Below are 22,001 nucleotides of genomic sequence, written 5' to 3' on the forward strand. Positions count from 1 at the left end.
CGGATCTACCCGCGCGCGCCCAGAACGCCGCGAGCCTTCTTCCGGTAGGCGGCGTACTCGGAATACCGCTCCGCAAGAAGACGCTCTTCGTGCCGCGACTTCCACACCACCACCGCCACGCCGGCAATCCCCGCGCCGATCATCGGCCAGCTCGGGCGCAGGAGGACCAGCGAGACCGCCACCAGCGCGAGGCTCGTGTACATCGGATGTCGAAACCGGCCGTAGACCCCGCCGGTGACCAACCGGCCGTCGGGACGCGGGTCGGGACGCACCCGGAATGTCGGGCGAATCGTCACAAACCCCGCCGTCACCAGTGCCGCGGCCGCAACCAGCAGCAGGCAACCCAAGGCGTCCGCCGCCGGGTGGTTCGGCCAGAGCCGGTCCTTGGGCCCTGGAAAGAACGCGGCGATCATTCCCGCCATCGTCACCATCTGAAGTGTCACATAGCGCACGATTCCCCCTCCCGTGGTCCGATGGTAGCATGGCCGCCCGGAGAGGAGCGTCATGAACGGAAACGCCGACACTTTCGCCCCGTTCGAGGAGCGAATGCGCGACGAGGGACTTCCCGTCGTCGCGATCGATACCTTCCGCCACTACCACGCGCTCCTCCGGGCGGGAGACACCGGGTTGCTCTCCGCGGCGGACATCGACCCGGTGGACGCGCTCCCCGCCAGCACGGACCTCTCCGGCCATGCGGACGCGGGGGTGGCCGCGCTCGACCGGGCGGTGATTCTCAAGCTGAACGGCGGTCTCGGCACCGGCATGGGGATGACCCGGGCAAAGAGCCTGCTCCCGTTGAAGGGCGGGCTCACTTTCCTCGACATCATCGCCCGGCAGACGCTTCATCTGCGAGCGGAACACGACGCGCGCGTTCCGCTGGTTCTCATGAACAGCTTCCGCACGCGTGCGGATTCGCTGGATGCCCTCGCGGCGTACCCGGACCTGCCCGCGGGAGTCCCGGCCGACTTCCTCCAGCACAAGGTGCCCAAGGTTCTCGCGGACGACCTCTCCCCCGCGGTCCATCCGCCCGATCCCACGCTGGAGTGGTGCCCTCCCGGCCACGGCGACATCTACCCCGCGCTCGCCACCTCGGGAATGCTCGACGCGCTCCTGGCCGCCGGTTACCAGTACGCGTTCGTCTCCAACTCCGACAACCTCGGCGCCGTGTTGGATCTGGACATTCTCGGGTGGTTCGCCGACGAGAACATCCCGTTCCTCATGGAGGTCTGCGACCGAACCCCGGCGGACCGCAAGGGCGGACACCTTGCGCGGACGAAGGACGGACGACTGGTGCTGCGCGAGGTCGCTCAATGCCCCGAAGAAGAGATGGACGATTTCCAGAACATCGCCCGGCACCGCTTCTTCAACACGAACTCGCTCTGGGTGAACCTCCCCGCGCTGGCGGAGACACTCCGCGAGCGGCGCGGTGTCCTCCCGCTGCCGATGATCGTGAACGCCAAGACGCTCAACCCGGCGGACCCGGCCTCTCCCGCGGTCTTCCAGCTGGAGACCGCCATGGGCGCGGCCATCTCGGTCTTCGAGGGGGCGCGGGCGTTGCGCGTTCCGCACCATCGCTTCGCGCCGGTCAAGACGACGAACGACCTCTTCGGCATTCTCTCCGACGCATGGACGCTGACCGAAGACCACCGTGTCATCCCGGACCCCGCGCTGGGGGATGCCCCCCCGCTCATCACGCTGGACGCGAAGCACTACCGCTTCGTGGACCAGCTTCGAGAGCGAATCCCGCACGGCCCGCCGTCGCTTCGCGAGTGCCGGAAGCTGACGATCCGCGGCGATGTGCGCTTCGGGCGCCATGTGACGATCCGCGGAGAGGTGACGCTGGATGCGGGCGACACCGTCCGGGAGGTTCCCGACGGGGAGGTGATCTCCTCCTGACGCGCGCGACACGCTCCCCCTCTCCGCCGCTTCACGCACTCCCGCGCCTTCTCCGCGCGGCCTGCGGCGGCGTGGCATGGGCGGCCACGCTGCTCCTCGGGCGCGCTCCCGGCCTTGCCGAATCCGCCGCGGCCGCAGCCTCCGCCCTCTCCTCCGCACTCGCGCGGGTGAGCGGCCTCGTTCCCTTTGCGCTGTCGGAATGGGTGATCGCCGCGTTCCTGCTTCGCCAGTTCTGCGGGGCGGCGCGGGGGGGGTACGCCGTCGTGCGCGGGAGGCGCTCCGCACGAAACGCCGCCGGGTGCGGTGCGCTTCGGCTGGCGTCGGACATCGGGGTGGCCGTGACGCTCTTCTACCTTCTGTGGGGGGTCCACTACGCCCGCGCCCCCCTCCCGGAGCGGCTGGACTGGGTCGAACCGGGTGCCGCCACCGCCGGGGCGGACCTGCCGGAGTTGGGCGCGCTCGCGAAGAGGTTCCTGGAGGCGACGAATGCCGCCTATCTCCAGCTCCACGGCACGGAGGACGCCGGCGCCCCCACGCCACGCCCCCCGGACGGCGCAACGCTTCACGCCGCGCTGGAGTCGGGTTGGGCCGAAGCGGCCGACCGCCTCGGGCTTCCCGGACGGGAGGCGCGTCCCGCCGGGCGCGTCAAGCGGCTCCTCGCAAGCGGCATGCTCGACCGGTTGGGGATCACCGGCTTCTACTTCCCGTTCACCGCGGAAGCGAACGCCAACCGCGGCATTCCGGCCGTCACGCTCCCCGTAACGCTGGCGCACGAGACCGCGCACCGCCGGGGTTTCGCCTCCGAGGACGAAGCCAACTTCATCGGCTTTCTGGCCGCGTGGCACGCGCCCGATGCCCTCGCGCGGTATGCCGCCGCGCTCTTCGCGCACCGGCAGACGCTTTCCGCGCTGGCGGCGGTGGACCCGGACGGCGCGCATGTGCTGGCGGAGGGAAGAAGCCCCGGCGTCCAGCGCGATCTCGACGACCGCGCGGCCTACTGGAGGCAGTTTCGCGGGCGCGCGCGAACGGCCGGACGCCGCGTGAACGACGCCTACCTGCGCACGAACCGCGTGGAGGGTGGTGTCCGCAGCTACGGCCGGAGCGTGGCGCTCATCGTGGAGTGGTCACGACGGGAGCCGGACTCCGGCCCGCGCGCCTACGACGAGGGCGACTCTTCCACCCGGTTTCGATAGAGCTTGCGATCGGCGACCGTGGCCATCTTGTCCACATCGAGGTCCATTCCCAAGAAGTCGCGAATCCGTTCCGCCTGACCGCGCGGGTCGTCCAGCACCGACCGGTAGGGAAGGTCCAGCTTCTCCAGATAGTCCCGACGCGAGATGAAGAACTCCACCTGCTGGAGGTGCTTTTCATACAGCTCCGTCATGCGGGCGTCCTCGGTCTCGCTCGATTCCTCCCGATTCGTCAGCATCTTCGCCTGCGATGCCAGCACTTCGGGAATCGGGCGGCGCATGAAGAGGATCTTGTACCGGTTCTCGGGGGGGAGGTCTTTCAGGAGGAAGGAGATGATCTTGACGGCCTTGCCGCGCGCCTCCACGAGCCATCCCTTGTCGCCGCCTTTGTCCAGCTCCTTCACCTTCTCCAGTTCGTAGTAGCCCTTCGGGTTGTCATCGTCGGCGGTGCGGATGCCGTCCTGCATAATCTCCACCCCTCCGGCATCCAGCATCTTCATCGCCATCGAGGTGCCGGAGCGCGGAAGCCCCGAGATAATCACGATCGGGTCTCCAGGACCCTTGCCCAGTATCCTTGAAATCCACGACGCCATCCTGTCCTCCTCCGATAGGTGTTCTCTTCCGTCATCGATCTCTCGGGGGCGTTTCTTGAGCCGGGAGAGGGTACCGCACGCGGTGCCGCGAGTCCAAGAGAGACGCTCCTTTGGAATGGCGCGGCGGCCGGTCTTCGGGCTAGACTGCTCGCCGGACTGTGATGAGGCCGAATCGGGCGACCTTTCCCTTATCCGCAACGCCCGCACCGCCGAAACTCTGGAGAGCCACTTCCGCGGAGGGAACCGCCCCTTGATCTGCACGGGACACTCAAAGGAACGCCCGACCCGGACCGGGTTCGTCGCGGCGCTTGGCGTGCTTTGCGCGGTTCTGGCGGCCTCGTCCCCGGCGGAGGCGTACATCGGTCCCGGTGCGGGGATCGCGCTTGCGTCTTCGTTCCTGGTGTTCTTCACGACGATCGTGCTGGCGATTCTCGCCATCCTCGCGTGGCCCTTCCGGCTTCTGTGGCGGCTCCTCTTCCGAAAGAACCGCGCAAAGCCCCGCATCCGGCGGTTGGTGGTCGTCGGGTTCGACGGGCAGGATCCCCGCATCACCGACCGCCTGCTCGCGGAAGGGAAGCTCCCGAACTTCCGGAAACTCGCCGACGCGGGCTGCTACCACTCGCTCCGCAGCACCTTCCCGTCCGTGTCGCCGGTCGCGTGGTCCTCCTTCTCCACCGGGACGCACCCCGCGAAGCACAACATCTTCGACTTCCTCGACCGGGATCTCCGCACCTACCTCCCGCTCCTGTCGTCCACGCACATCGGCGGGATCGAGAAGTTCTTCCGCCTGGGCAAGTGGCGCATCCCCCGGCACAAGCCGGAGATCCGCCTTCTTCGCAAGTCGAAGCCCTTCTGGACGATCCTCGGGGAGCGCGGCATCTGGAGCACCATCCTCCGGGTTCCGATCACCTTCCCGCCGGACAGGTTCAACGGAGCGCAACTGTCCGCCATGTGCGTCCCCGATCTGCTCGGCACGCAGGGCACCTTCCTGCTGTTCACCACCCGCCCCGCACAGGAGAAGTTCAAGGAAGGCGGCGTCCGCATTCCGCTGGACGGCGCCCTCGGCGGCAACGCTTACACGACGGCGCTGGAAGGCCCCGAGAACCTCTTTCTCGACGGAAACCCCAAGCTCAGCATCCCCATGTCGATCCGCCTCGATCATGCGGCGGACCGCGCGACGCTGAACCTGAACGGAGAGACCGTGGAACTCGAGCGCGGCAAGCTCTCCGAGTGGATCACGCTCTCGTTCACGGCCGCCCCCACTGTGAAGGTGACCGGGTTGTGTCGCATGATGGTGACCGAGATGGATGAGCACTTCTCGCTCTATGTCACGCCCATCAGTCTGGACCCGGAAAAGCCCGCCATGCCGGTCTCGCATCCTTCGTATTACGCCACCTACCTGGCCAAGCGGATCGGGCCGTTCTCCACGCTCGGACTCGCCGAGGACACCTGGGCGCTGAACGAAGGAGTGACCGACGACGGCACCTTCCTCCAGCAGACGCTGGACATTGATGACGAACGCAAGGCGATGTTCTTCGCGGAACTCGACCGCCTCCGAAAGGGCGCGCTGGTCTGCGTCTTCGATGCCACGGACCGCATCCAGCACATGTTCTGGCGTTATACGGAGAAGGGGCATCCGGCGGCCCGCGGAAAGGAAGACGCGGAGCATGCGAACGCCATCGAGGAACTCTATCTTCGCAACGATGTCCTGGTCGGGGAGGTGCTCGACCGGGTGGGCAAGGATGATGTCCTCATGGTGCTCTCCGACCACGGCTTCACCTCCTTCCGGCGCGGCGTGAATCTCAACGCGTGGCTTCTCGAGCACGGATATCTGGCGCTGAAGGAAGGCGCCGACGGGTCCGCCGAGTGGTTGCGCGATGTGGACTGGTCGAAGACGCGCGCCTATGCGCTCGGGCTGACCGGGATGTTCCTGAACATCCGCGGGCGCGAATCCGAAGGCACCGTGGAGCCGGGCGAAGAGGCGGAGGCGCTGAAGGCGGAGATCGCGGAGAAACTGCATGGTCTGGCCGATGCGGAAGCCGGGGAGACCGGCATCAACGAAGCGTTCGACACGGCAAAGCTCTATCAGGGACCGTACCTGCAGAACGCGCCCGACCTGCTCATCGGTTACAACCACGGCTATCGCACTTCGTGGGACTGCGCGAGCGGGGTCGTGTCCGGCCCCGTCTTCGAAGACAATGTGAAGGCATGGAGCGGCGATCACTGCGTGGATCCGCGCCTCGTGCCCGGAGTGCTCTTCTGCAATCACGCCATCGATGATGACGACCCCGCGCTGTTGGACATCGCGCCGACCGCGCTGGAACTGTTTGGCGTTCGCGCACCGGACCACATGGACGGGAAGGCCCTGTTCGGCGCGGACCGTTTCGGCGGGAAGAAGAAGGGAGGCGGCGCATGACACGCACGCTGCGGGCAGGGATTGTGATGGCGCTGGTCAGCGTGGCGATGGCCGCCCCGGTGGCGGCCGTGCGCGGGCCGGCCGAACGCGTCATCGTGCTCGGCTTCGACGGAATGGACTACGACCTTCTCCAGCGTCTCATGGACGAAGGCAGCATGCCGAACTGTGCGCGCCTCGCGACCGAGGGTTCCTACGCGCCGCTCGGAACTTCCGTGCCGCCGCAAAGCCCGGTGGCCTGGTCGAACTTCATCACCGGCATGGACGCGGGCGGGCACGGCATCTTCGACTTCATCCACCGCGACCCGAAGACGATGGTCCCGTACCTCTCCACAAGCCGCACCACCTCCGGCGGGGAAGCGCGGAAGCTGTTCGGCAAGTGGCAACTCCCCGCGGGAGACACCATCGAACTGTTGCGGCATGGAACCGCGTTCTGGGAAGTGCTGGAGAGCGCGGGCGTCGAGTGTACCGTTCTCCGAATGCCCGCGAACTTCCCTCCGTCCGGCACCGCCACCCGCGAACTGAGCGGCATGGGCACCCCTGACATCATCGGAACCTACGGGACCTTCGCGTTCTTCACCTCCGACGACACCCCCTTCGTCGGGCAGCGAATCACCGGCGGCAAGGTCTACCCGGTGTCCACGGCCTCGGGGGTGGTACACGGCAAGCTGCACGGCCCGGACAACCCCTTCCTGGTGGAGCGCACGAAGGTCGCGGCCCCGTTCACTGCCGCCATCGACCCTGAGCGCGACGCCATACTGCTCACGGTTGGCGACGAAGAGCGCGTCATGGAAGCGGGCGAGTGGTCCGGCTGGATCCCGATCGAGTTCCACCTCGACTTCGGGAACCGCATTCTGGACTTCGCCCTGGGAGAGACGCTCCACGGCATTGCCCGGTTCTATCTGAAACAGGTGCGGCCCGTGTTCCAGTTGTATGTCTCGCCGGTGAACATGGACCCGGAGCATCCCGCCATGCCGATCTCGACGCCAGACGCTTATGCCGGAGAACTCGCACGCGCAACCGGCGACTTCTACACGCAGGGAATGCCGGAAGACACGAAAGCCCTCACGCAGGGAATCCTCACGCCGGAGGAGTTCCTGGCGCAGGCGAAGATCACCGGGGACGAGATCATCGACCAGTACGACTATGTGCTGGAGAACTTCGACGGCGGGTTCCTGTTCTACTACTTCGGGAATCAGGATCAGGTCGGGCACATGATGTGGCGCACGATGGACCCGGATCACCCGTCTTACGACGCGGCCCGCGATGAACCGCTGGCGGATGCCATTCCTTCCATCTGCCGGGATCTCGACCGGGTCGTGGGGACCACACTCGACCACATGGACCCGAACACGACCCTGATCGTCATGTCGGATCACGGTTTCTCCAGCTGGAAGCGCGCGTTCCACCTGAACACATGGCTTCGCGAACACGGGTTCCTCAAGCTGATCGACCCTTACCGCACCGACGACCCGGGTCTGTTCGCCAATGTGGACTGGACGCAGACGCGAGCGTACGGGCTTGGAATCAACGGGCTGTATGTGAATCAGCGCGGGCGCGAACGGTGGGGTATTGTCGAGGAGTCGGAAAAGGGCGCTCTTCTGGAGGAAATACGGATCGCGCTTCTGGACACCGTGGACCCGAAGAACGGGGAGTACGCCGTCACGAAGGTGTACCTCCCGGAGGTGGCCTACAAGGACCGCGGGCATCTGGAGATCGGGCCGGATATGCTGGTGGGGTACGCGAAGGGCGTGCGCGGTTCCAACGAGTCCGCGCTGGGTGAAGTGCCGCCGGAGGTCTTTGCCGACAACATGGAGGCCTGGAGCGGCGATCACTGCATGGACGACGAGTCGGTCCCCGGTATTCTCCTGACCAACCGGACGCTTCGGCGGTCCGCGACGAATCTGGGGAATCTCGCGGCGTCGATTCTGGCGGAGTTCGGCGTGGAGGACACCATGAAGGAGCGTCTGGAATCGGTGGGTTACGCTTCCGGGAAGGACTGAGTCGGGTCAGGTCAGCGGGGCGGTCACGCCCGGCGGAAGGAGTGTTGCGATGTTTGGGTCGAACCGTGTGAAGCTCGACAAGGACTTGATCGAGAAGGTGAAGAAGTACGCGGAGATTGCGGGATACTCCTCGGCGGAAGAGTTCATCACGCACGCCCTGGAGAAGGAGCTGGCTCAACTCGAAGGCGCGGACTCCGAAGAGGAGATCAAGAAGCGCCTGCAGGGTCTGGGCTACATCTCGTAGGCCCGCAAGGTAGAATGGAGAAGCGATGTCGGTCGTGAATGGCATTCTGAGGGCGCTCTTCGACGGCGTGCTCTTCCCCTTCCGGGGGATGGCGGCGGTAGTGGGGCTTGCGGTGGTCTCCGCGATCGCCGCGGTCGGCGTGCTGCTCGTTTATCGCCTGACCTCCAATCAGGCGGGCATTTCCGCCGTGAAAGCGCGCATTCAGGCGGGCGTCTACGAAGTGCGGCTCTCCGGCGACGACCTCGTCCTCACGCTGCGAGCCATGGGCGGCATTCTCGTCCGGAATCTCCGCTATCTGGGGCTGTCGCTCGTGCCGCTCGCATGGATGATCATCCCGTTTGTGCTGGTGCTCGCGCAGTTGAACTTCCATTACGCCCACGGCCCGCTGACTCCGGGAGAGCCCGTGGTCCTCAAGGTGGAGCTGGACCCGGAGTGGGCGGCGGACCTCGGCGGCGAGAGCCGGCCCCCGGTCACGCTGGACGCACCCGAAGGGCTTCGCGTGGAGACAGGCGGCGCGTGGGTCCCCTCCGAGGCGACGCTGGCGTGGAGGATCGTCCCGGAACGCACCGGAAACTGGGAAGTGACCGTGCGTGCGGGTGACAGCGCCTTCGGCAAGTCCGTCCACGCCACGCCCGGCGTGCACCGCCGCGCGCCGGAGCGGCTTGCGGCCTCGTTCCTCGACCAGTTGCTCTATCCGGCGGAGACCGCACTCCCGGCAGACGGCCCCGTCCGCGCCATTCGCCTTGCCTATCCCGCGACGGATGTCAGCCTGTTCGGATGGAAGACGCACTGGATGGTCGTGTTCCTCATCCTGTCGATCGTCTTCGCGCTGGCGTTCCGCAAACGCTTCGGGGTGGACTTCTAGGCCCCCCGGCTATCCGACAGCGGGCTGCCCCATTCCTCCTGACACACGGAAGGCCGGTCCCGCCTGGAACCGGCCTTCCGCGCTGGCGTGGACTCCGTCGTCTACCTTTCGACAATCACCTTCATGGTGCCAGCGTTGTCGAATGTCTCGAAACGAAGGTAGTAGACGCCCGCGGGAACTTCCCCGCCGTCCGCGGACGCTCCGTTCCAGGTGGTGGCATGCACGCCGTCCTGGTGGATATCGCGGACCAGTGTGCAGACGCGCCGTCCGTCCGCGTCGTAGAGGGCGAGTTCGGCCGGATGTTCCTCACTCACGCCGTTCCCGCGAACTCCGAAAGAAATCTGGAGGTTTCCTCCTGTGTACGGCACGGGCCACGCTGACAATGTGATTCCCTTGACGATTCCGTCGGGGTTGGACACGGGGGGAGCCTCCTCGAATGCAAACATCTCGCAGCAATGTCCCGATCACGCGGGGACTTCTCCACGCCCCCCCCGAGGGGAGAGCCGGAAGAACCCGGCGCGAAGGGTAGATTCTCTCACAGATAGTCGGAAGATTCAACTGGACGCTTGAGTGTGTCTTTCCCTGCTATTCCTCAAAACCCCTGGGGGGCGTCGTACCCCTCCAGAGGGGGTCCAGAAAGGCCCGCGCCCGGAAGGACGAGGGGCGGCCGTGGTGGTACGCCAGGACGCCGTCGAGGGCGGTGCGGGCTTCCAGTACGGCCGCCTCGGAGGGTCCCCGGGGAGCGGCCACCACGAACGACAGGTCCGCCAGAATGGAACCCCGGAGGAGACTCACGGCCTCCGCACCCAGTCGCCGGCCGCCTTCCGCGTCCCGGCACTGACGGCAGAGAACCCCCCCGCGACGCGCGGAGAGCGATACGCGGTCTCCCAGGCCGTCTCCCCCGCACTCGACGCAGACCATGAGTTCCGGGGCGATCCCCAGCGTCGCCATCACATGGGCCTGAAACGCAACCGGCAGCGCCGCGGCCCGCGCGCCCTCTCCCTCGGGAAACGGAGCCACCTCGGTGAGAATGCGAAGCGCCGACAGAAGAAGTTCGTAGATCTCGACCGATGCCGCGCCCGGAGGGGCTAGTCGGTCCACGAGTTCCACACAGCTCGCTGCGGCCGCATATCCCAGGACATCAGGAAGAAGCGAGTCGAAGCTCTCCAGCAGTTCGCAGGTGTCCAGATAGACCAGGTCTCTCCCCGGGCGGGGTCGATAGCCCACCTGCGACCGCGCGAAAAGACCCATCCCCGCCCCGAAGCGGCTCCCCGGCTTTCGGGCACCTTTGGCCATCACGGCGACCTTCCCGGCTTCGCGCGTGAAGAGCGTCACGACCCGGGAGGAGTCGCCCTGCTTCACATGGCGGATGACGATGGCGTCGGTCCGGATGCGTGTCACGGTCCGCGCCGCGGGTTCGCGAACATCGGGTCTCCAGGACTAGAGCATGAAAGACGCAAAGCTCAGGTAGATGAGAATCCCGAGGATGTCGTTGCTGGTGGTGACGAAGGGACCGGTGGCCAGCGCCGGGTCGATTTTCAGGCGATCCAGCACCAGCGGCACCAGCGCCCCCACGCTGGTTGACACGAAGATCACGACCAGCATGGACCCGCCGACCACCAACCCCAGCCGGAAGTCGCTCCAGCAGAGCCATGTTGCGGAGAAGATGCTCACGGAACAGACGGTCCCCGTGAGAACGGCCACGCCGGCTTCCCGCAGGAGACGCCGGGCCGCCTCGCCGGAGGACGGTTCCCCTCCCGCCAGCCCGCGCACCATCACCGCGCTCGACTGCATCGCCACATTCCCCGCCATGGCCATGATCACCGGGATGAAAAACGCCAGCACGATCACCGACTCCAGCTTCGCCTCAAAGCTGGACAGGACCAGCGCCGACAGCACGCCTCCGCCAAGCCCGGCCAGCAGCCACGGCAGGCGGAGCCCGGCCTTGCGAACCACCGACTCCTCGTGGAACTCCTCGCCGGTTCCCGCGAGACGCGAGTAGTCCTCCTCGGCCTCCTCGTGGATGACATCCACGATGTCGTCCACCATGATCCGCCCGAGAAGCGTCCCGTCCCGATCCACCACCGGCACCGAAGGAAGATCGTACTTCTTGAAAATCTGCGCGACTTCCTCCTGGTCCATGTCCGCCGGAACCGCGTGCGTCTCTTCGTCGATGAGTTGCTCCACGAGATCGGCCGGCTTCGCGAGAATCAACTGCCGCAGATGCAGCCGCCCCGCAAGTTGGCCCTGCGCATTCGTGACATAGACGAAGAAGAGGTCGTCCTCGATTTCATCCGAGGCCGCGCGGATCTTTTCGATGGTCCACGCGACCGTTCGATCCCGGCGGACCGACACCACCTCCAACTGCATGATGCCGCCCGCGGTGTCTTCCGCGTAGGTGAGCAGGCGCGCGATTTCCTCGCGATCCTCCTCCTCCAGCAGCCCCACAACCTCGTCCGCCTTGGCGTCTTCCAGTTCGGAGACCACATCCGCCGCGTCATCGGAGGCCATCTCTTCCACGACGCCCGCGATCTCCCGCGGTGTCAGCCGTTCCAGGATGTCCTCGCGCGCCTCCTCAGGCACTTCCACCAGAATGTCGGCGGACACTTCCTCCGGGAGCGCGTGAAGAATGCGGATGACTTCGTCTTCGTCCAGCCGTCGCGCGGCCTCCGCGACATCCGCGGCGGGGGTCTTCTCCACCAGCGCAACAAGACCCGCACGATCGCCGGTCGCGAGGAGGTCCGTCAGGTGCCGGGCGAGGGTGGCGGGATCAGTTTCCACGCGGCTCTCCCCTCCGCCACGCAGAGAGAAGTGTCAGGAGGACGGGCTCTCGACTTGCGGGGAAGCCCCGCCCCACGGCGGGGCCACCGCTCCGCCGGAGACCACGAGCTTCAATCCCTCTTCCACCGTCATGGAAAGGGCGACCGTGTCGCTCTCGGGAATGAACAGGAGAAAACCCGAGGTCGGGTTCGGGGTGGTGGGGACAAACACATGCACGAGCCGGCGGCCGGTTGCGCTGGCCAGTTCCCCGCGATGCTCCGAAGTCACAAACCCGAGCGCCCAACACTCCCTCCGTGGGTATTCGAAAGCGACGACCCGCTCGAAGAGGTTCGCCTTGTCGGCAAGAACCGCTTCCCCGATCTGCTTCGTTCCAAGATAGATCCTACTGAAGAGCGGCACCTTCGCAAGGAGTTGTTCGGCTCGCGAAATGAGCGTCCTGCCCACGATGTTCGACGCGAAGAGCCCGGTCAGCAGCACGAAGAGGATGACCGCCAACAGGCCCAGCCCGGGAATCTGGAAACCGACCCACCGGGTGATGTGTGGGCTGACCATGATGTCCAGGGTTACGAACAGCTTGTACAACACCCACAGCGTAACGCCCACCGGCGCCAGCGCCACCAGGCCGGACAGGAAGTACTTTCGCAATGTCGGGATCATCCCACCCCCCGTGACACCGGCTTGGGATCACGCACGCGCGCCATCCTGCCGCTCGATCCGCACACGCACGATGCGCTGCCGGTGCGTCCTGTCGATGACAAACCGCAACCCGTCGTGGTCCACCACTTCCCCCTGCGAGGGTACCTTCCCGACGAGTTCATAGAGGAAGCCGCCGAGTGTGTCACTGTTTTCCGTGGGAAGGCGGAGGTTCAGCTCCTCGTTCAGGTCGTCCAGATCAATCTTGGCGGCCACTCGGAACGAACCATCCGACAGCGGTTCGAAGAGTTCTTCCTCGGTGTCGTACTCGTCCTGAATCTCCCCGACGATCTCCTCCAGCACATCTTCCATCGTGACCATTCCGGAGGTGCCGCCGTACTCGTCGACCACGATCGCCAGGTGAGCGCGTCGTTCCTGAAACTCCCGGAGAAGTTCATCGATCCGCTTGGATTCCGGGACAAAGATCGCCGGTTGCATGGATTCCCGGGCCGCCGGGTCCGCGCCCGTGCTTTCTTCGCAGATGAGCTGCTTGACATGAACGACCCCCACGATCCGATCCACCGACTCTTCAAAGATCGGAATGCGCGAATGCCCGTGTTTCGAGACAAGTTCCAGAAGCTCCGAGCGCGGCGTGTCCGCCTCCGCCATGACCATGTCGATGCGAGGGACCATGACTTCCTTCGCGCTGGTGTCTCCAAACTCGAAGACGGAGTGCAGAAGTTCCCGCTTCTCCTCTTCCAGTCCGGCCGCGTCCTCCTGCTCCTCGGTCACCGCCTTGAGTTCCTCCATCTCGACCAGTTCCTCCGCCGCGTCGGCCGACAGTCTCCCCCCGATGCGATCCACCACCCGGGTGGCGGGCCGGAAGGCCCATTGGATGGCGGAGAAGGACCGGGCCAATCCCAGTGCCGCCGCTTCCGGCCGGGCAGAGGAAAGCGAGCGTGGGATCACCCGACCGACGATGCCCAGGAAGAGCCCGCCGGCCATCGTCGCGAAGAGGGCGGCAATGGGCGTCTCGGGGCGCCACGCCCCCACGGCCAGCGCCAGGCAGAAGACTCCCGCGCCCAGGAAGGTGCTCCCGGCCAGCGTGACCGTCAACACGATGCGCCGCGGGTGGCGCGTCAGATCCTGCACGCGTTCCGCGCGACCGTTCCCGCCATCGATCATGCGGCGCATCCGGGTCTCCGTCAGCGACAGGAGTGCCTGCTCCGCCGCGGAGACGACCCCCAGCAGTGCCGCAAAAACCACGAGCCCGAGCAGCCCGGCGAGCGCGGTCAGCATGATGCGCTCCGCGACAGATACCGCTTCAAGTACTTCTCCTGACGGCGAAGCATCTTCCTGCGCGACTCCGGCGTGTCATGTTCATACCCCAGGACATGGAGCAACCCGTGAACGGCGACCCGCGCAATCTCTTCATCCGTTGCGCAGTGGTTCTCCGCGGCCTGTCGCCTTGTAACGGCTTCGCAGACATGGATCTCGCCCAGAACGCCGTGATTGAACGGTTCATCCAGATACGAGAAGGAGAGGACATCCGTTTCGGAATCGACGCCACGGTATTCATGGTTCGTGCGCCGCATGACCGACGCGCTCACGAATGACACGGACACGGACCCGCCGGGCGCATTCTCGCCGGACAGCACGGCAAGCAGCGTTTCGCGGAATCGCCCGCGATCGACCCCGTAATCATGGCGAAGTCCGCGAACGGAGAGGGTGTGCTCCTCCCGAACGCGGCCGGGTGACGGAGGGTGCAGTGAATCGTCTATTTCGAGTCACCGCCTTCCGATGGTGGCGAGTCTTCCGGTGCGGACCGCTTCCCCCGGGCATTCGGATCCGTCCGTCCGTAGAACTCGTCGAACGCATGAATGATCTGCTGCACAAGATGATGCCGGACCACATCTTCCTCGCCGAACCGGGTGAAGCGAACCCCGCTCACCCCTCGAAGAATGTACCGGATCTTCAACAGCCCGGACTCCGAAGTGCGCACCAGATCAATCTGGGTGTCGTCTCCCGTGATGACCGCCTTTGAGTTCGTGCCGAGCCGCGTGAGGAACATCTTCATCTGCGGGAGCGTGGTGTTTTGCGCTTCGTCCAGAATCACGAAGGCGTTGTCCAGCGTGCGGCCCCGCATGTACGCCAGCGGCGCAATCTCGATGGTCTCGTTCTCCAGCAACTTGCTCACGCGTGCCGACGGGATCATCTCGTGCAGCGCGTCATAGAGCGGGCGAAGATACGGACCGACCTTCTCCGAAAAGTCCCCCGGAAGGTAGCCGAGGCTCTCGCCCGCCTCCACCGCCGGTCGAACCAGGAGGATGCGGTCCACCTCCCGTCGGTTCAGCGCCGAAAGCGCGGCCGCGACCGCCAGATAGGTCTTGCCGGTTCCCGCCGGACCCACCGCGAACACGAGGTCGTGCTCTTCCACCGCACGGAGATACTCCGCCTGGTGGACGGTCTTCGGCCGGATGTCCTTGCGAAGCCCGAGGAAGGGCCGGACGGAACCCGCCCCGTTGAGCGATTCCAGCGCACTGCCGTTTCGGTCCCGGACCATGCGAACCGCATAGCGCACATCCGGCGCACTCACGAGGCGCCCGTCGCGCACGATCGACATGAGGTGGTCGAAGACCTCTGCCAGCGCGTCCACCTCCGGCGGGGTGCCCTCCAGCAGGATATCCGGCCCGCGTGCCACAATGGTGACATCGAACAGGTCCCGAAGGGCGCGAAGGTTGGAATCGTTCAGACCGAAGAGGCTGACGGGAGACAGATCACCCAGATGGATGCGTCGACCTTCGTCGGTCCCGGGTTGCTCGCTCAATCATTCTCCCTGTGGTTCACGGTCACGCAGTGGCACCGACACCCTTCTATCATCGGAGAGGAAAGGCGCCATTTCCAGCAAGTTCGACCGGGGGAGGGAGAGGTTGCTCGCTTTTCCGCAAATCTGCAAGAAAACGGCGTCCTCACGGCGAGGCCGCCCGCGGACGGCCCGAATCAACCGAAGAAGGGGCCGCACCCGCGGCACTTACGCCGACGGACGCGGCCCCTCAACCGGCGCCTCTGGCACCGGCGCTCCCCCTACGGGGTGCTGAAACCAGTGTACCCGCCTCCGGGGTCCAAATCAAGAGGGGCGCGAACCACGCGCCCCCCGGTACTCATGGCCTTGTCGTCAGGACCGATGCGTCAGTCCCGCATGGCTTAGGGAATCGTGAGAACCATCCCAGGGTGAATCAGGTCCGGATCGGAGATCTGGCCTCGATTCGCCTCGTAGAGAAGTTCCCATGCCGCCGCCGACCCGAGAACCTCCCAGTAGGCCGCGATCCGCTGAAGGCTCTCGCCTTCGATCACAACATGCGTATCCGGACTACCGCGGGGAATCGAAAACACCTGTCCCGGGAAGATCCGGTTCGGGTCGTCGATGCCATCCCGGTTGCCCCGGTAAATCCGCTTCCAGCGGTCTTCGCTCCCGTAGATTCGCTGCATCCCGGAAATGCGAATGAGGAAGTCGCCCGGCACCACCGTGTACGAACGCGGAAGCGCCTTCCGTTCCGCGAGCGCCGCCGCCAGTTCGGCCACCTCGCTCTCGGCCGCTTCGTTGGATGCGGTCAGCGCCGCCAGCTGGCTCTTCAACGCGGCCACATCTTTGCCGACTCCCGGCATCGACGCGTTCGCCGCTTCGGCGTTGTCGTTCTGGATGTCGATCTCGCGACCAAGCGCCTCGCAGTATGCGGTCGCTTCGTCTCCCGAGAGATCCTTGTACTCCTCTTCCGTCAGGTAATCCGCCCCGGAGACATCCCAGGCGCGTGCGTCCGTTGCGGCAAAGCCTCCGCATACGAGAGCGCCCGCGACCAGCGCCGCCAGGAGTCCGAACTGCTTCGTGATTCGGTTCATCTCGATCCTGCTCCTTTCCGGCGTCCGGTCAGTCTTCCAGTTTCTTGAGTTCCGTCTCGATCATCGCTTTCTGTTCCGCCAGCGACCGTGCCTTCTTCTTTTCCGCGACGACACGACCCTCCAGGTCTGTGCGCTGCGCGTTCAGTTCATCCAGCCGGGATTGCGCGTTCGCGGCCTGGCTTGCGGCCGCGTCCACCGCCGAGATGTCCGTCTCGCACGGAGGGTTGCTCCCGCACCCGATGAGAACCGGCATGGTCCCGACGATCAGCGCCAGGAATAGTGCCGTGGAGAGAATTCTTGCGGTCATGCGTTCCGCCTCCTTTCGGTGATCCTGCCCGTCGTTCGGCCCCGGGGGCGCCTTGCACAAAGCGGCCGTGCCGGGAGCCTGAAACTCCGTGGGGGCAGACTCAAGGCAACCGCTCCCGTTGTCAAGCGGACCCGCTGTCCCCGGAGTCCGTCGAAGGAACCACGCGAATCCCGAGATCGCGAAGAAGATGTTCCTCCACCACAGAGGGAGATTCGTCCATGGGAGAGGTCGCCCGGTGGGTCTTCGGGAATGCGATCACATCCCGCAGCGACGAGCAACCCGTCATGAGCATGAGAATCCGGTCCAACCCGAGCGCAATCCCCCCATGCGGCGGGGCGCCGTAGTCGAAAGCACGCAGCAGGAATCCGAACCGCCGCTCCGCTTCTTCCGCGCCGACGCCGATGACGGAGAGCGCACGCTCCTGAAGATCACGCCGGTGGATCCGGATGCTGCCCGAACCCAACTCCACGCCGTCCAGCACCAGGTCGTACAGTTTTCCGGTGGCGCGTCCCGGATCCTGATCCAGCGTCTCCACACATTCATCGTGCGGCATGGTGAAGACATGGTGGCACGCGCTCCAGGGGCCGTCGCCTTCCCGCTCGAAAAGCGGGAACCGGTTGACCCACAAGAACGCGGGGGGTTTCCCTTTGGTCCACTCCCGCCGACGCCCCACCTCCCGGCGCACGAGATCCAGCGATGCGTGGACCACACCCTCCGGACCCGCGACGAACAGAAGAAGGTCTCCGCCGCGCGCCTCCGCACGCCCCAGCAGCGCGCCGGACACTCCATCGAAGAACTTCGAAATCCCGCCGGTGAGGTTTCCGCCATCGTCCACCTTCATCCAGGCGAGTCCTTTGGCGCCGCCGCCCGACGCCGTCTCCGCCAGTTCGTCGAGAATCCGTCGCGACCAGTCCGCGCCGCCCGGCACGCGGAAACCCTTCATGCGCTCCCCGCGCTCCGCCACAGTGCGGAACAGGTCCGATGTCGATTCCGCGGCCAGATCCGCCGCTTCGAAAAACGCCGGGCCGCAGCGCGTGTCGGGCTTGTCGGAGCCGTACATCTCCATCGACTCCGCGTGAGTCAGCCGGGGAAAGGGCGTCTCCACTTCCACATCCAGCGCCTCCTTCCACAGGTGCGCCATGAGCCCTTCGACGAGGCCGTAGATGTCCTCCTCGTCGACAAAGCTCATCTCCAGATCGATCTGCGTGTGCTCGGGTTGCCGGTCGGCCCGGAGGTCTTCGTCGCGAAGGCAGCGCGCAAGCTGGAAGTACCGGTCGAACCCGGAGCACATGAGGATCTGCTTGTAGAGTTGCGGCGACTGCGGAAGCGCGTAGAACTGTCCCTGCTGGATTCGGCTCGGCACCAGGTAGTCGCGGGCGCCTTCCGGTGTGCGCTTCACGAGCATCGGGGTTTCGATCTCCAGAAACTCCCGCGAATCCAGAAAGCGGCGCGCCTCTGTGGACACGCGATGCCGAAGCGCAAACACACGCTGCAACCGCAAGCGCCGAAGATCGAGATAGCGATGCTTCAGGCGGAGTTCGTCCCCGGCTTCCGCCGCGCCTTCCACCTGGAACGGCAGTTCCGGCGCCGGGTTGACGACCGTCATCTCCTTCACGGCGACTTCCACCTTGCCGGTGGGCATGTCCGCGTTCTCCGTGCCCGGCGCACGCGGTGTGACCACTCCCGCAGCGGACAGCACGAACTCGTTGCGCAACTTCCGGACAAGCTCCGCCATCCCCTCGTCCGCGTCTTCGCCTGCATGAACCACAAGCTGCACCACCCCGTACCGATCACGAAGGTCCACGAAGGTCATCCCGCCGTGATCGCGAACACGCTGCACCCATCCGGCAAGACGCACTTCCTCGCCCGTGTGTTCCTCTCGCAGTTCCCCGCAGGTGTGTGTGCGCAGTTGCGTGCGAAGGGTCATTGTCCGCCTCCCTCCGGCCCCAGACTGTCGGCCAGTTCCGACAGCGGAACCTCCCGCTGCTCTCCCGTTTCCAGTTCCTTCACCGCGACGGCATGGCGCGTCGCCTCTTCTCCGCCGATCAGCACGACAAAGCGCGAACCACGCCGGTCGGCCGCCTTCATCTGCCGACCAATCCCGGCGCCGGAAAACGACACCTCCGCGCGCACGCCTTTCCGTCGAAGATCGCGTGCAAGCAAATGCGTGTCCGACCGCGCCTCGTCCCCGATCGCCACGAGAAACGCCGTCGGGCCTTCAGGCGAAGGCTCCCCCTTCGCGGCGTCCAGCACCATCGCCAGCCGCTCCAGCCCCAGCGCCCACCCGACGGCGGAGACCGGCGGCCCGCCCAACGCCTCCACGAGCCCGTCGTAGCGCCCCCCTCCGCATACGGTGGATTGCGCGCCGAGGCCTTCCGCTTGAATCTCAAATGTCGTGCGCGAGTAGTAGTCCAGTCCGCGAACCAGCGTCGGAACCACGCGGTACGCGATCCCCAGCGCATCCAGTTGCTCCTTCACCGCCGCAAAGTGCTCCGCGGAATCCTCGCCCAGGAAATCGAGAATGGACGGGGCTCCCTCCAGTGCTTTTCGCGTCTCCCGGTTCTTCGAGTCCAGCACGCGCAGAGGGTTGGTCTCAATGCGCCCGACACTGTCTTCGTCCAGCCGGTCCGCCACCGAACGAAGGAACTCCACCAACGCCTCGCGGTACCGCACGCGATCCTCGCCGTCTCCCAGCGAGTTCACCTCCACCACGAGATCCGAAAGCCCCACTTCGCGCAGGAACTCACACGCGACAAGAACAGCTTCCGCATCCGCCATGGGGGAGGCCGTGTCGAGAATCTCCACCCCAAGCTGATGAAACTGACGCTGGCGGCCCTTCTGCGGGCGTTCGTATCGGAACATAGGCCCCGCGTACCAGAGCTTGTGCGGCATGGGCAGGCGACCGCGCATCCCGTGCTCCAGAAACGCCCGGGCGACACCCGCCGTGTTTTCGGGTCGCAGCGTCAACCGCTTTCCGGAGCGGCTCTCGAAGGTGTACATCTCCTTGCCGACGATATCCGTCGCGTCTCCCACTCCGCGCTCGAACAGTTCCGTGCTTTCGAAGACCGGCGTGCGAATCTCCTGAAAGCAGGCTGCTCCGAACACGCGGCGTGCCGCGGACTCCATTTCCTGCCACCGGGCAATCCCCGGCGAAAGAAGATCACGAGTCCCGCGCGGTGCCGCAAACGCTGCCAACGGACTTCTCCTCCCGACTGAAGTACCACCCTGCGGCCGCCCCGAGGGTGTCGGCCAGAAAATCGAACGGGTCCTGCTGCCTCCCCGGGACGAATCCCTGATAGAACTCGTCCAGCGCCCCCATGAGCGCACCGAAGAACAGCGTCCAGGCGAACGCCCGGCGCGGGGTCCACGCCTGACGATCGAAAGTCCCGCTCAGCAGCCAGCCGAACACAAAATACTCGCCGAAGTGCGCGAGTTTGTCGCGAATGGCGATGCCTTCGTGAGTCGTGCGAAGATCCTGAACGGACGACGCTCCCAGAATCACCGCCGCCCAGAGAAGGGGCGGAAGCCAGCCGGGAATGCGCCCTGGCCGTGATGCAGTCGACTCGGTAATGGCACGCCTCCGGGCCAGAGGGAGCCGCATCCCGGGGCCGGGGACGGATACCGGGCGCCTGGACGCGATGGGGCACACCGTGGCCGATCCCGGGCTATCGGGCAAGGGCGGAATCCGCTTCCCGGCTTTGCGGGCTGCGCCTAGGATACGAACGAGCGTTCGCCGGGAGGAAGCCATGGCCGTGGACATGACCCCAGCACCCGTTCGCCGGGGCAAGCGCTCCCGCGAGGAGAGCGGCCGGGGCGCACTGGTCGCGCACGCGGTCCAGTTGATGTCCGCGGAAGGAATCCACGGAATGTCGATCGGCGCGCTCGCCCGGCGCTCGGGTTACACCAAGGGCGGCGTGATGGCGCACTTCGAGACGAAAGAGGAACTCGTTGTCTCCGCGCTGGAAGAAGCCGTCACGATGGCGCGCGGCTTCTTTCGTGAAGAACTCCGCGACGCGGCCACCCCCGGGGACAGACTTGCGCGCACACTCGACGCGTACGGGAAGTACTGGATGTCGGGGCTCTTCGAGGGCGGCTGTCCGTTCGTGAATCTCGCGGTTCACGCGGTGGACGGGGAGAGCGCCGTCGGGCGCGCGCTTCACGGCGCAGCCCGGACATTCGTGGAGGACTTCGCGGGGGTTGTGCGGCTCGGGCAGGCCACCGGCGCGTTTCACGCAGGCGCGGATGCCCAGGCCGCCGGCGCGAGGATCATGGCGCTCTGCGTCGGGTGCGGATGGTTCTATCGGATGACCGGCGACGGGTCCATCTTCGCCCGGACACAACCCGCGCTGATGGGAGTCCTCGCGGAACTGCACGCGTCGGTGCCCGAGAAGGTCCGCTAGTCACCCGGCGATCAGCCTTGCGGCGGCCAGCACCGCCATCACCACGAGTGCCGCGCGAATCCACTTCGGCCCTCTCCGCACGGCCATCCGCGCACCCCACCACGCGCCGACCATGTTCCCCGCACCCAGCGGGATCCCCACGCTCCAGTCCACCTGCGCGTGGTCGGCAAAGACCCCGACAGAGGGAACGGTGTACAGCAAGACCACGACCACCTTGATGGCGTTCGCGGACACCAGATCGAACCCCCCTCCAAGGACGAGAAGCGCGAGGAGCGGAATGCCGACGCCCGCCTGAAGGAACCCGCCATAGAATCCGATCACGGCAGCCAGCGGCAGCATGACGCTCGGACGGAAGGAACGACCCGACGACTCCGCCCGCCCCCAGGACGCGGGGCGCACGAACAGCGTGCCCACCACCGCCAGCAACAGACCCGCGGCGATGAGGCGAAAGGGCTCCGGGTCGATCCGCGCGGCCACCCATGCGCCCAGCAGCGCCATCGGCAGCGCGGGGGCTACCAGAAGAAGCGCATCCCGCGGGAAGAAGAAGCCCCGCCGCGCGTACGACGGCACCGCCACCAGATTCTGCATCACGATGGCGACGCGGTTGGTTCCGTTCGCCACCTGTGGGGGAAGCCCCAAGAGCAGGAGCAGCGGAAGCGTGAAGAGCGAACCGCCCCCTCCCACCGTATTGAAGAACCCGGCCACAGCACCGGCGGCAAAGAGTGCGGGAATCCATGCGGGAGAATCCATCATCGGGTCATTGGAACGCGGACGGGCCG

General features: G+C 65.9%; 22 protein-coding genes. 7 read left to right on the plus strand and 15 right to left on the minus strand.

Annotated elements, in window-relative coordinates:
- Positions 1-5: 5 nt before the first annotated feature.
- On the minus strand, positions 6-506 hold the full coding sequence (locus tag QF819_00500; GenBank protein ID MDP6801644.1) for an isoprenylcysteine carboxylmethyltransferase family protein: 501 nt from the start codon (positions 504-506) through the stop codon (positions 6-8).
- Here QF819_00500 and QF819_00505 point away from each other — a divergent pair.
- Together QF819_00505 and QF819_00510 are read left to right on the plus strand one after the other, a co-directional pair.
- On the plus strand, positions 505-1,896 hold the full coding sequence (locus QF819_00505; GenBank protein ID MDP6801645.1) for a UTP--glucose-1-phosphate uridylyltransferase: 1,392 nt from the start codon (positions 505-507) through the stop codon (positions 1,894-1,896). The genes QF819_00500 and QF819_00505 overlap by 2 nt on opposite strands.
- 71 nt (positions 1,897-1,967) lie before the next feature.
- Entirely contained in the window at positions 1,968-3,089 is a 1,122-nt protein-coding gene (locus QF819_00510) for a DUF3810 domain-containing protein (GenBank protein MDP6801646.1), read from the plus strand.
- On the opposite strand, the gene QF819_00515 is transcribed toward QF819_00510, so the two are convergent.
- Positions 3,053-3,628, minus strand: coding sequence for a sulfotransferase family protein (locus QF819_00515; protein ID MDP6801647.1), 576 nt, complete (start codon positions 3,626-3,628; stop codon positions 3,053-3,055). The genes QF819_00510 and QF819_00515 overlap by 37 nt on opposite strands.
- Positions 3,629-3,929: 301 nt before the next feature.
- Between QF819_00515 and QF819_00520 the strand changes: the two genes are divergently transcribed.
- From QF819_00520 to QF819_00535, 4 genes are read left to right on the plus strand one after another with little or no spacing between them, the layout of a single operon-like run.
- Positions 3,930-6,095, plus strand: coding sequence for an alkaline phosphatase family protein (locus tag QF819_00520; GenBank protein ID MDP6801648.1), 2,166 nt, complete (start codon positions 3,930-3,932; stop codon positions 6,093-6,095).
- Positions 6,092-8,095 carry an alkaline phosphatase family protein gene (locus QF819_00525; protein MDP6801649.1) on the plus strand — a complete coding sequence of 668 codons (2,004 nt, stop codon included), beginning with the start codon at positions 6,092-6,094 and terminating at the stop codon, positions 8,093-8,095. The genes QF819_00520 and QF819_00525 overlap by 4 nt, the downstream gene beginning before the upstream one ends.
- 49 nt (positions 8,096-8,144) lie before the next feature.
- Positions 8,145-8,339: a ribbon-helix-helix domain-containing protein gene (locus QF819_00530; GenBank protein ID MDP6801650.1), complete on the plus strand. Its 195-nt coding sequence runs from the start codon at positions 8,145-8,147 to the stop codon at positions 8,337-8,339.
- Between the two features lie 25 nt (positions 8,340-8,364).
- On the plus strand, positions 8,365-9,204 hold the full coding sequence (locus QF819_00535) for a hypothetical protein (protein ID MDP6801651.1): 840 nt from the start codon (positions 8,365-8,367) through the stop codon (positions 9,202-9,204).
- Between the two features lie 101 nt (positions 9,205-9,305).
- On the opposite strand, the gene QF819_00540 is transcribed toward QF819_00535, so the two are convergent.
- The 12 genes from QF819_00540 to QF819_00595 all read right to left on the minus strand — a co-directional run bounded on the left by QF819_00540 (position 9,306) and on the right by QF819_00595 (position 20,423).
- Positions 9,306-9,650, minus strand: a complete 345-nt coding sequence (locus QF819_00540) for a T9SS type A sorting domain-containing protein (GenBank protein ID MDP6801652.1) — start codon at positions 9,648-9,650, stop codon at positions 9,306-9,308.
- A 139-nt stretch (positions 9,651-9,789) separates the two neighbouring features.
- Complete coding sequence (gene recO / locus QF819_00545) at positions 9,790-10,605, minus strand: DNA repair protein RecO (protein ID MDP6801653.1); 816 nt, start codon at positions 10,603-10,605, stop codon at positions 9,790-9,792.
- A gap of 39 nt (positions 10,606-10,644) precedes the next feature.
- Positions 10,645-11,985, minus strand: coding sequence for a magnesium transporter (gene mgtE, locus QF819_00550; protein ID MDP6801654.1), 1,341 nt, complete (start codon positions 11,983-11,985; stop codon positions 10,645-10,647).
- A gap of 33 nt (positions 11,986-12,018) precedes the next feature.
- The gene (locus QF819_00555; protein MDP6801655.1) at positions 12,019-12,642 is read right to left on the minus strand and encodes a DUF502 domain-containing protein; all 624 of its coding nucleotides are present in this window, start codon (positions 12,640-12,642) and stop codon (positions 12,019-12,021) included.
- 27 nt (positions 12,643-12,669) lie between these two features.
- The gene (locus QF819_00560) at positions 12,670-13,917 is read right to left on the minus strand and encodes a hemolysin family protein (GenBank protein MDP6801656.1); all 1,248 of its coding nucleotides are present in this window, start codon (positions 13,915-13,917) and stop codon (positions 12,670-12,672) included.
- Positions 13,911-14,387 (minus strand): rRNA maturation RNase YbeY, encoded by a 477-nt coding sequence (gene ybeY / locus QF819_00565; GenBank protein ID MDP6801657.1) that lies wholly within the window; start codon positions 14,385-14,387, stop codon positions 13,911-13,913. The genes QF819_00560 and ybeY overlap by 7 nt, the downstream gene beginning before the upstream one ends.
- Positions 14,388-14,395: 8 nt before the next feature.
- The gene (locus tag QF819_00570) at positions 14,396-15,445 is read right to left on the minus strand and encodes a PhoH family protein (GenBank protein ID MDP6801658.1); all 1,050 of its coding nucleotides are present in this window, start codon (positions 15,443-15,445) and stop codon (positions 14,396-14,398) included.
- 377 nt (positions 15,446-15,822) lie between these two features.
- Complete coding sequence (locus QF819_00575; GenBank protein ID MDP6801659.1) at positions 15,823-16,515, minus strand: LysM peptidoglycan-binding domain-containing protein; 693 nt, start codon at positions 16,513-16,515, stop codon at positions 15,823-15,825.
- Between the two features lie 28 nt (positions 16,516-16,543).
- The gene (locus tag QF819_00580; protein ID MDP6801660.1) at positions 16,544-16,822 is read right to left on the minus strand and encodes a hypothetical protein; all 279 of its coding nucleotides are present in this window, start codon (positions 16,820-16,822) and stop codon (positions 16,544-16,546) included.
- Positions 16,823-16,943: 121 nt separating this feature from the next.
- Positions 16,944-18,749 (minus strand): aspartate--tRNA ligase, encoded by a 1,806-nt coding sequence (gene aspS, locus QF819_00585; protein ID MDP6801661.1) that lies wholly within the window; start codon positions 18,747-18,749, stop codon positions 16,944-16,946.
- On the minus strand, positions 18,746-20,017 hold the full coding sequence (hisS, locus tag QF819_00590; protein MDP6801662.1) for a histidine--tRNA ligase: 1,272 nt from the start codon (positions 20,015-20,017) through the stop codon (positions 18,746-18,748). The genes aspS and hisS overlap by 4 nt, the downstream gene beginning before the upstream one ends.
- Positions 19,983-20,423 carry a VanZ family protein gene (locus QF819_00595; GenBank protein ID MDP6801663.1) on the minus strand — a complete coding sequence of 147 codons (441 nt, stop codon included), beginning with the start codon at positions 20,421-20,423 and terminating at the stop codon, positions 19,983-19,985. The genes hisS and QF819_00595 overlap by 35 nt, the downstream gene beginning before the upstream one ends.
- Positions 20,424-20,568: 145 nt before the next feature.
- Here QF819_00595 and QF819_00600 point away from each other — a divergent pair, with 145 nt between their 5' ends.
- Entirely contained in the window at positions 20,569-21,222 is a 654-nt protein-coding gene (locus QF819_00600) for a TetR/AcrR family transcriptional regulator (GenBank protein MDP6801664.1), read from the plus strand.
- On the opposite strand, the gene QF819_00605 is transcribed toward QF819_00600, so the two are convergent.
- Positions 21,223-21,975: a sulfite exporter TauE/SafE family protein gene (locus QF819_00605; GenBank protein MDP6801665.1), complete on the minus strand. Its 753-nt coding sequence runs from the start codon at positions 21,973-21,975 to the stop codon at positions 21,223-21,225.
- Positions 21,976-22,001 lie beyond the last annotated feature (26 nt).

This window comes from Gemmatimonadota bacterium (assembly GCA_030747075.1).
Classification (GTDB): Bacteria; ARS69; ARS69; order ARS69; family ARS69; genus ARS69.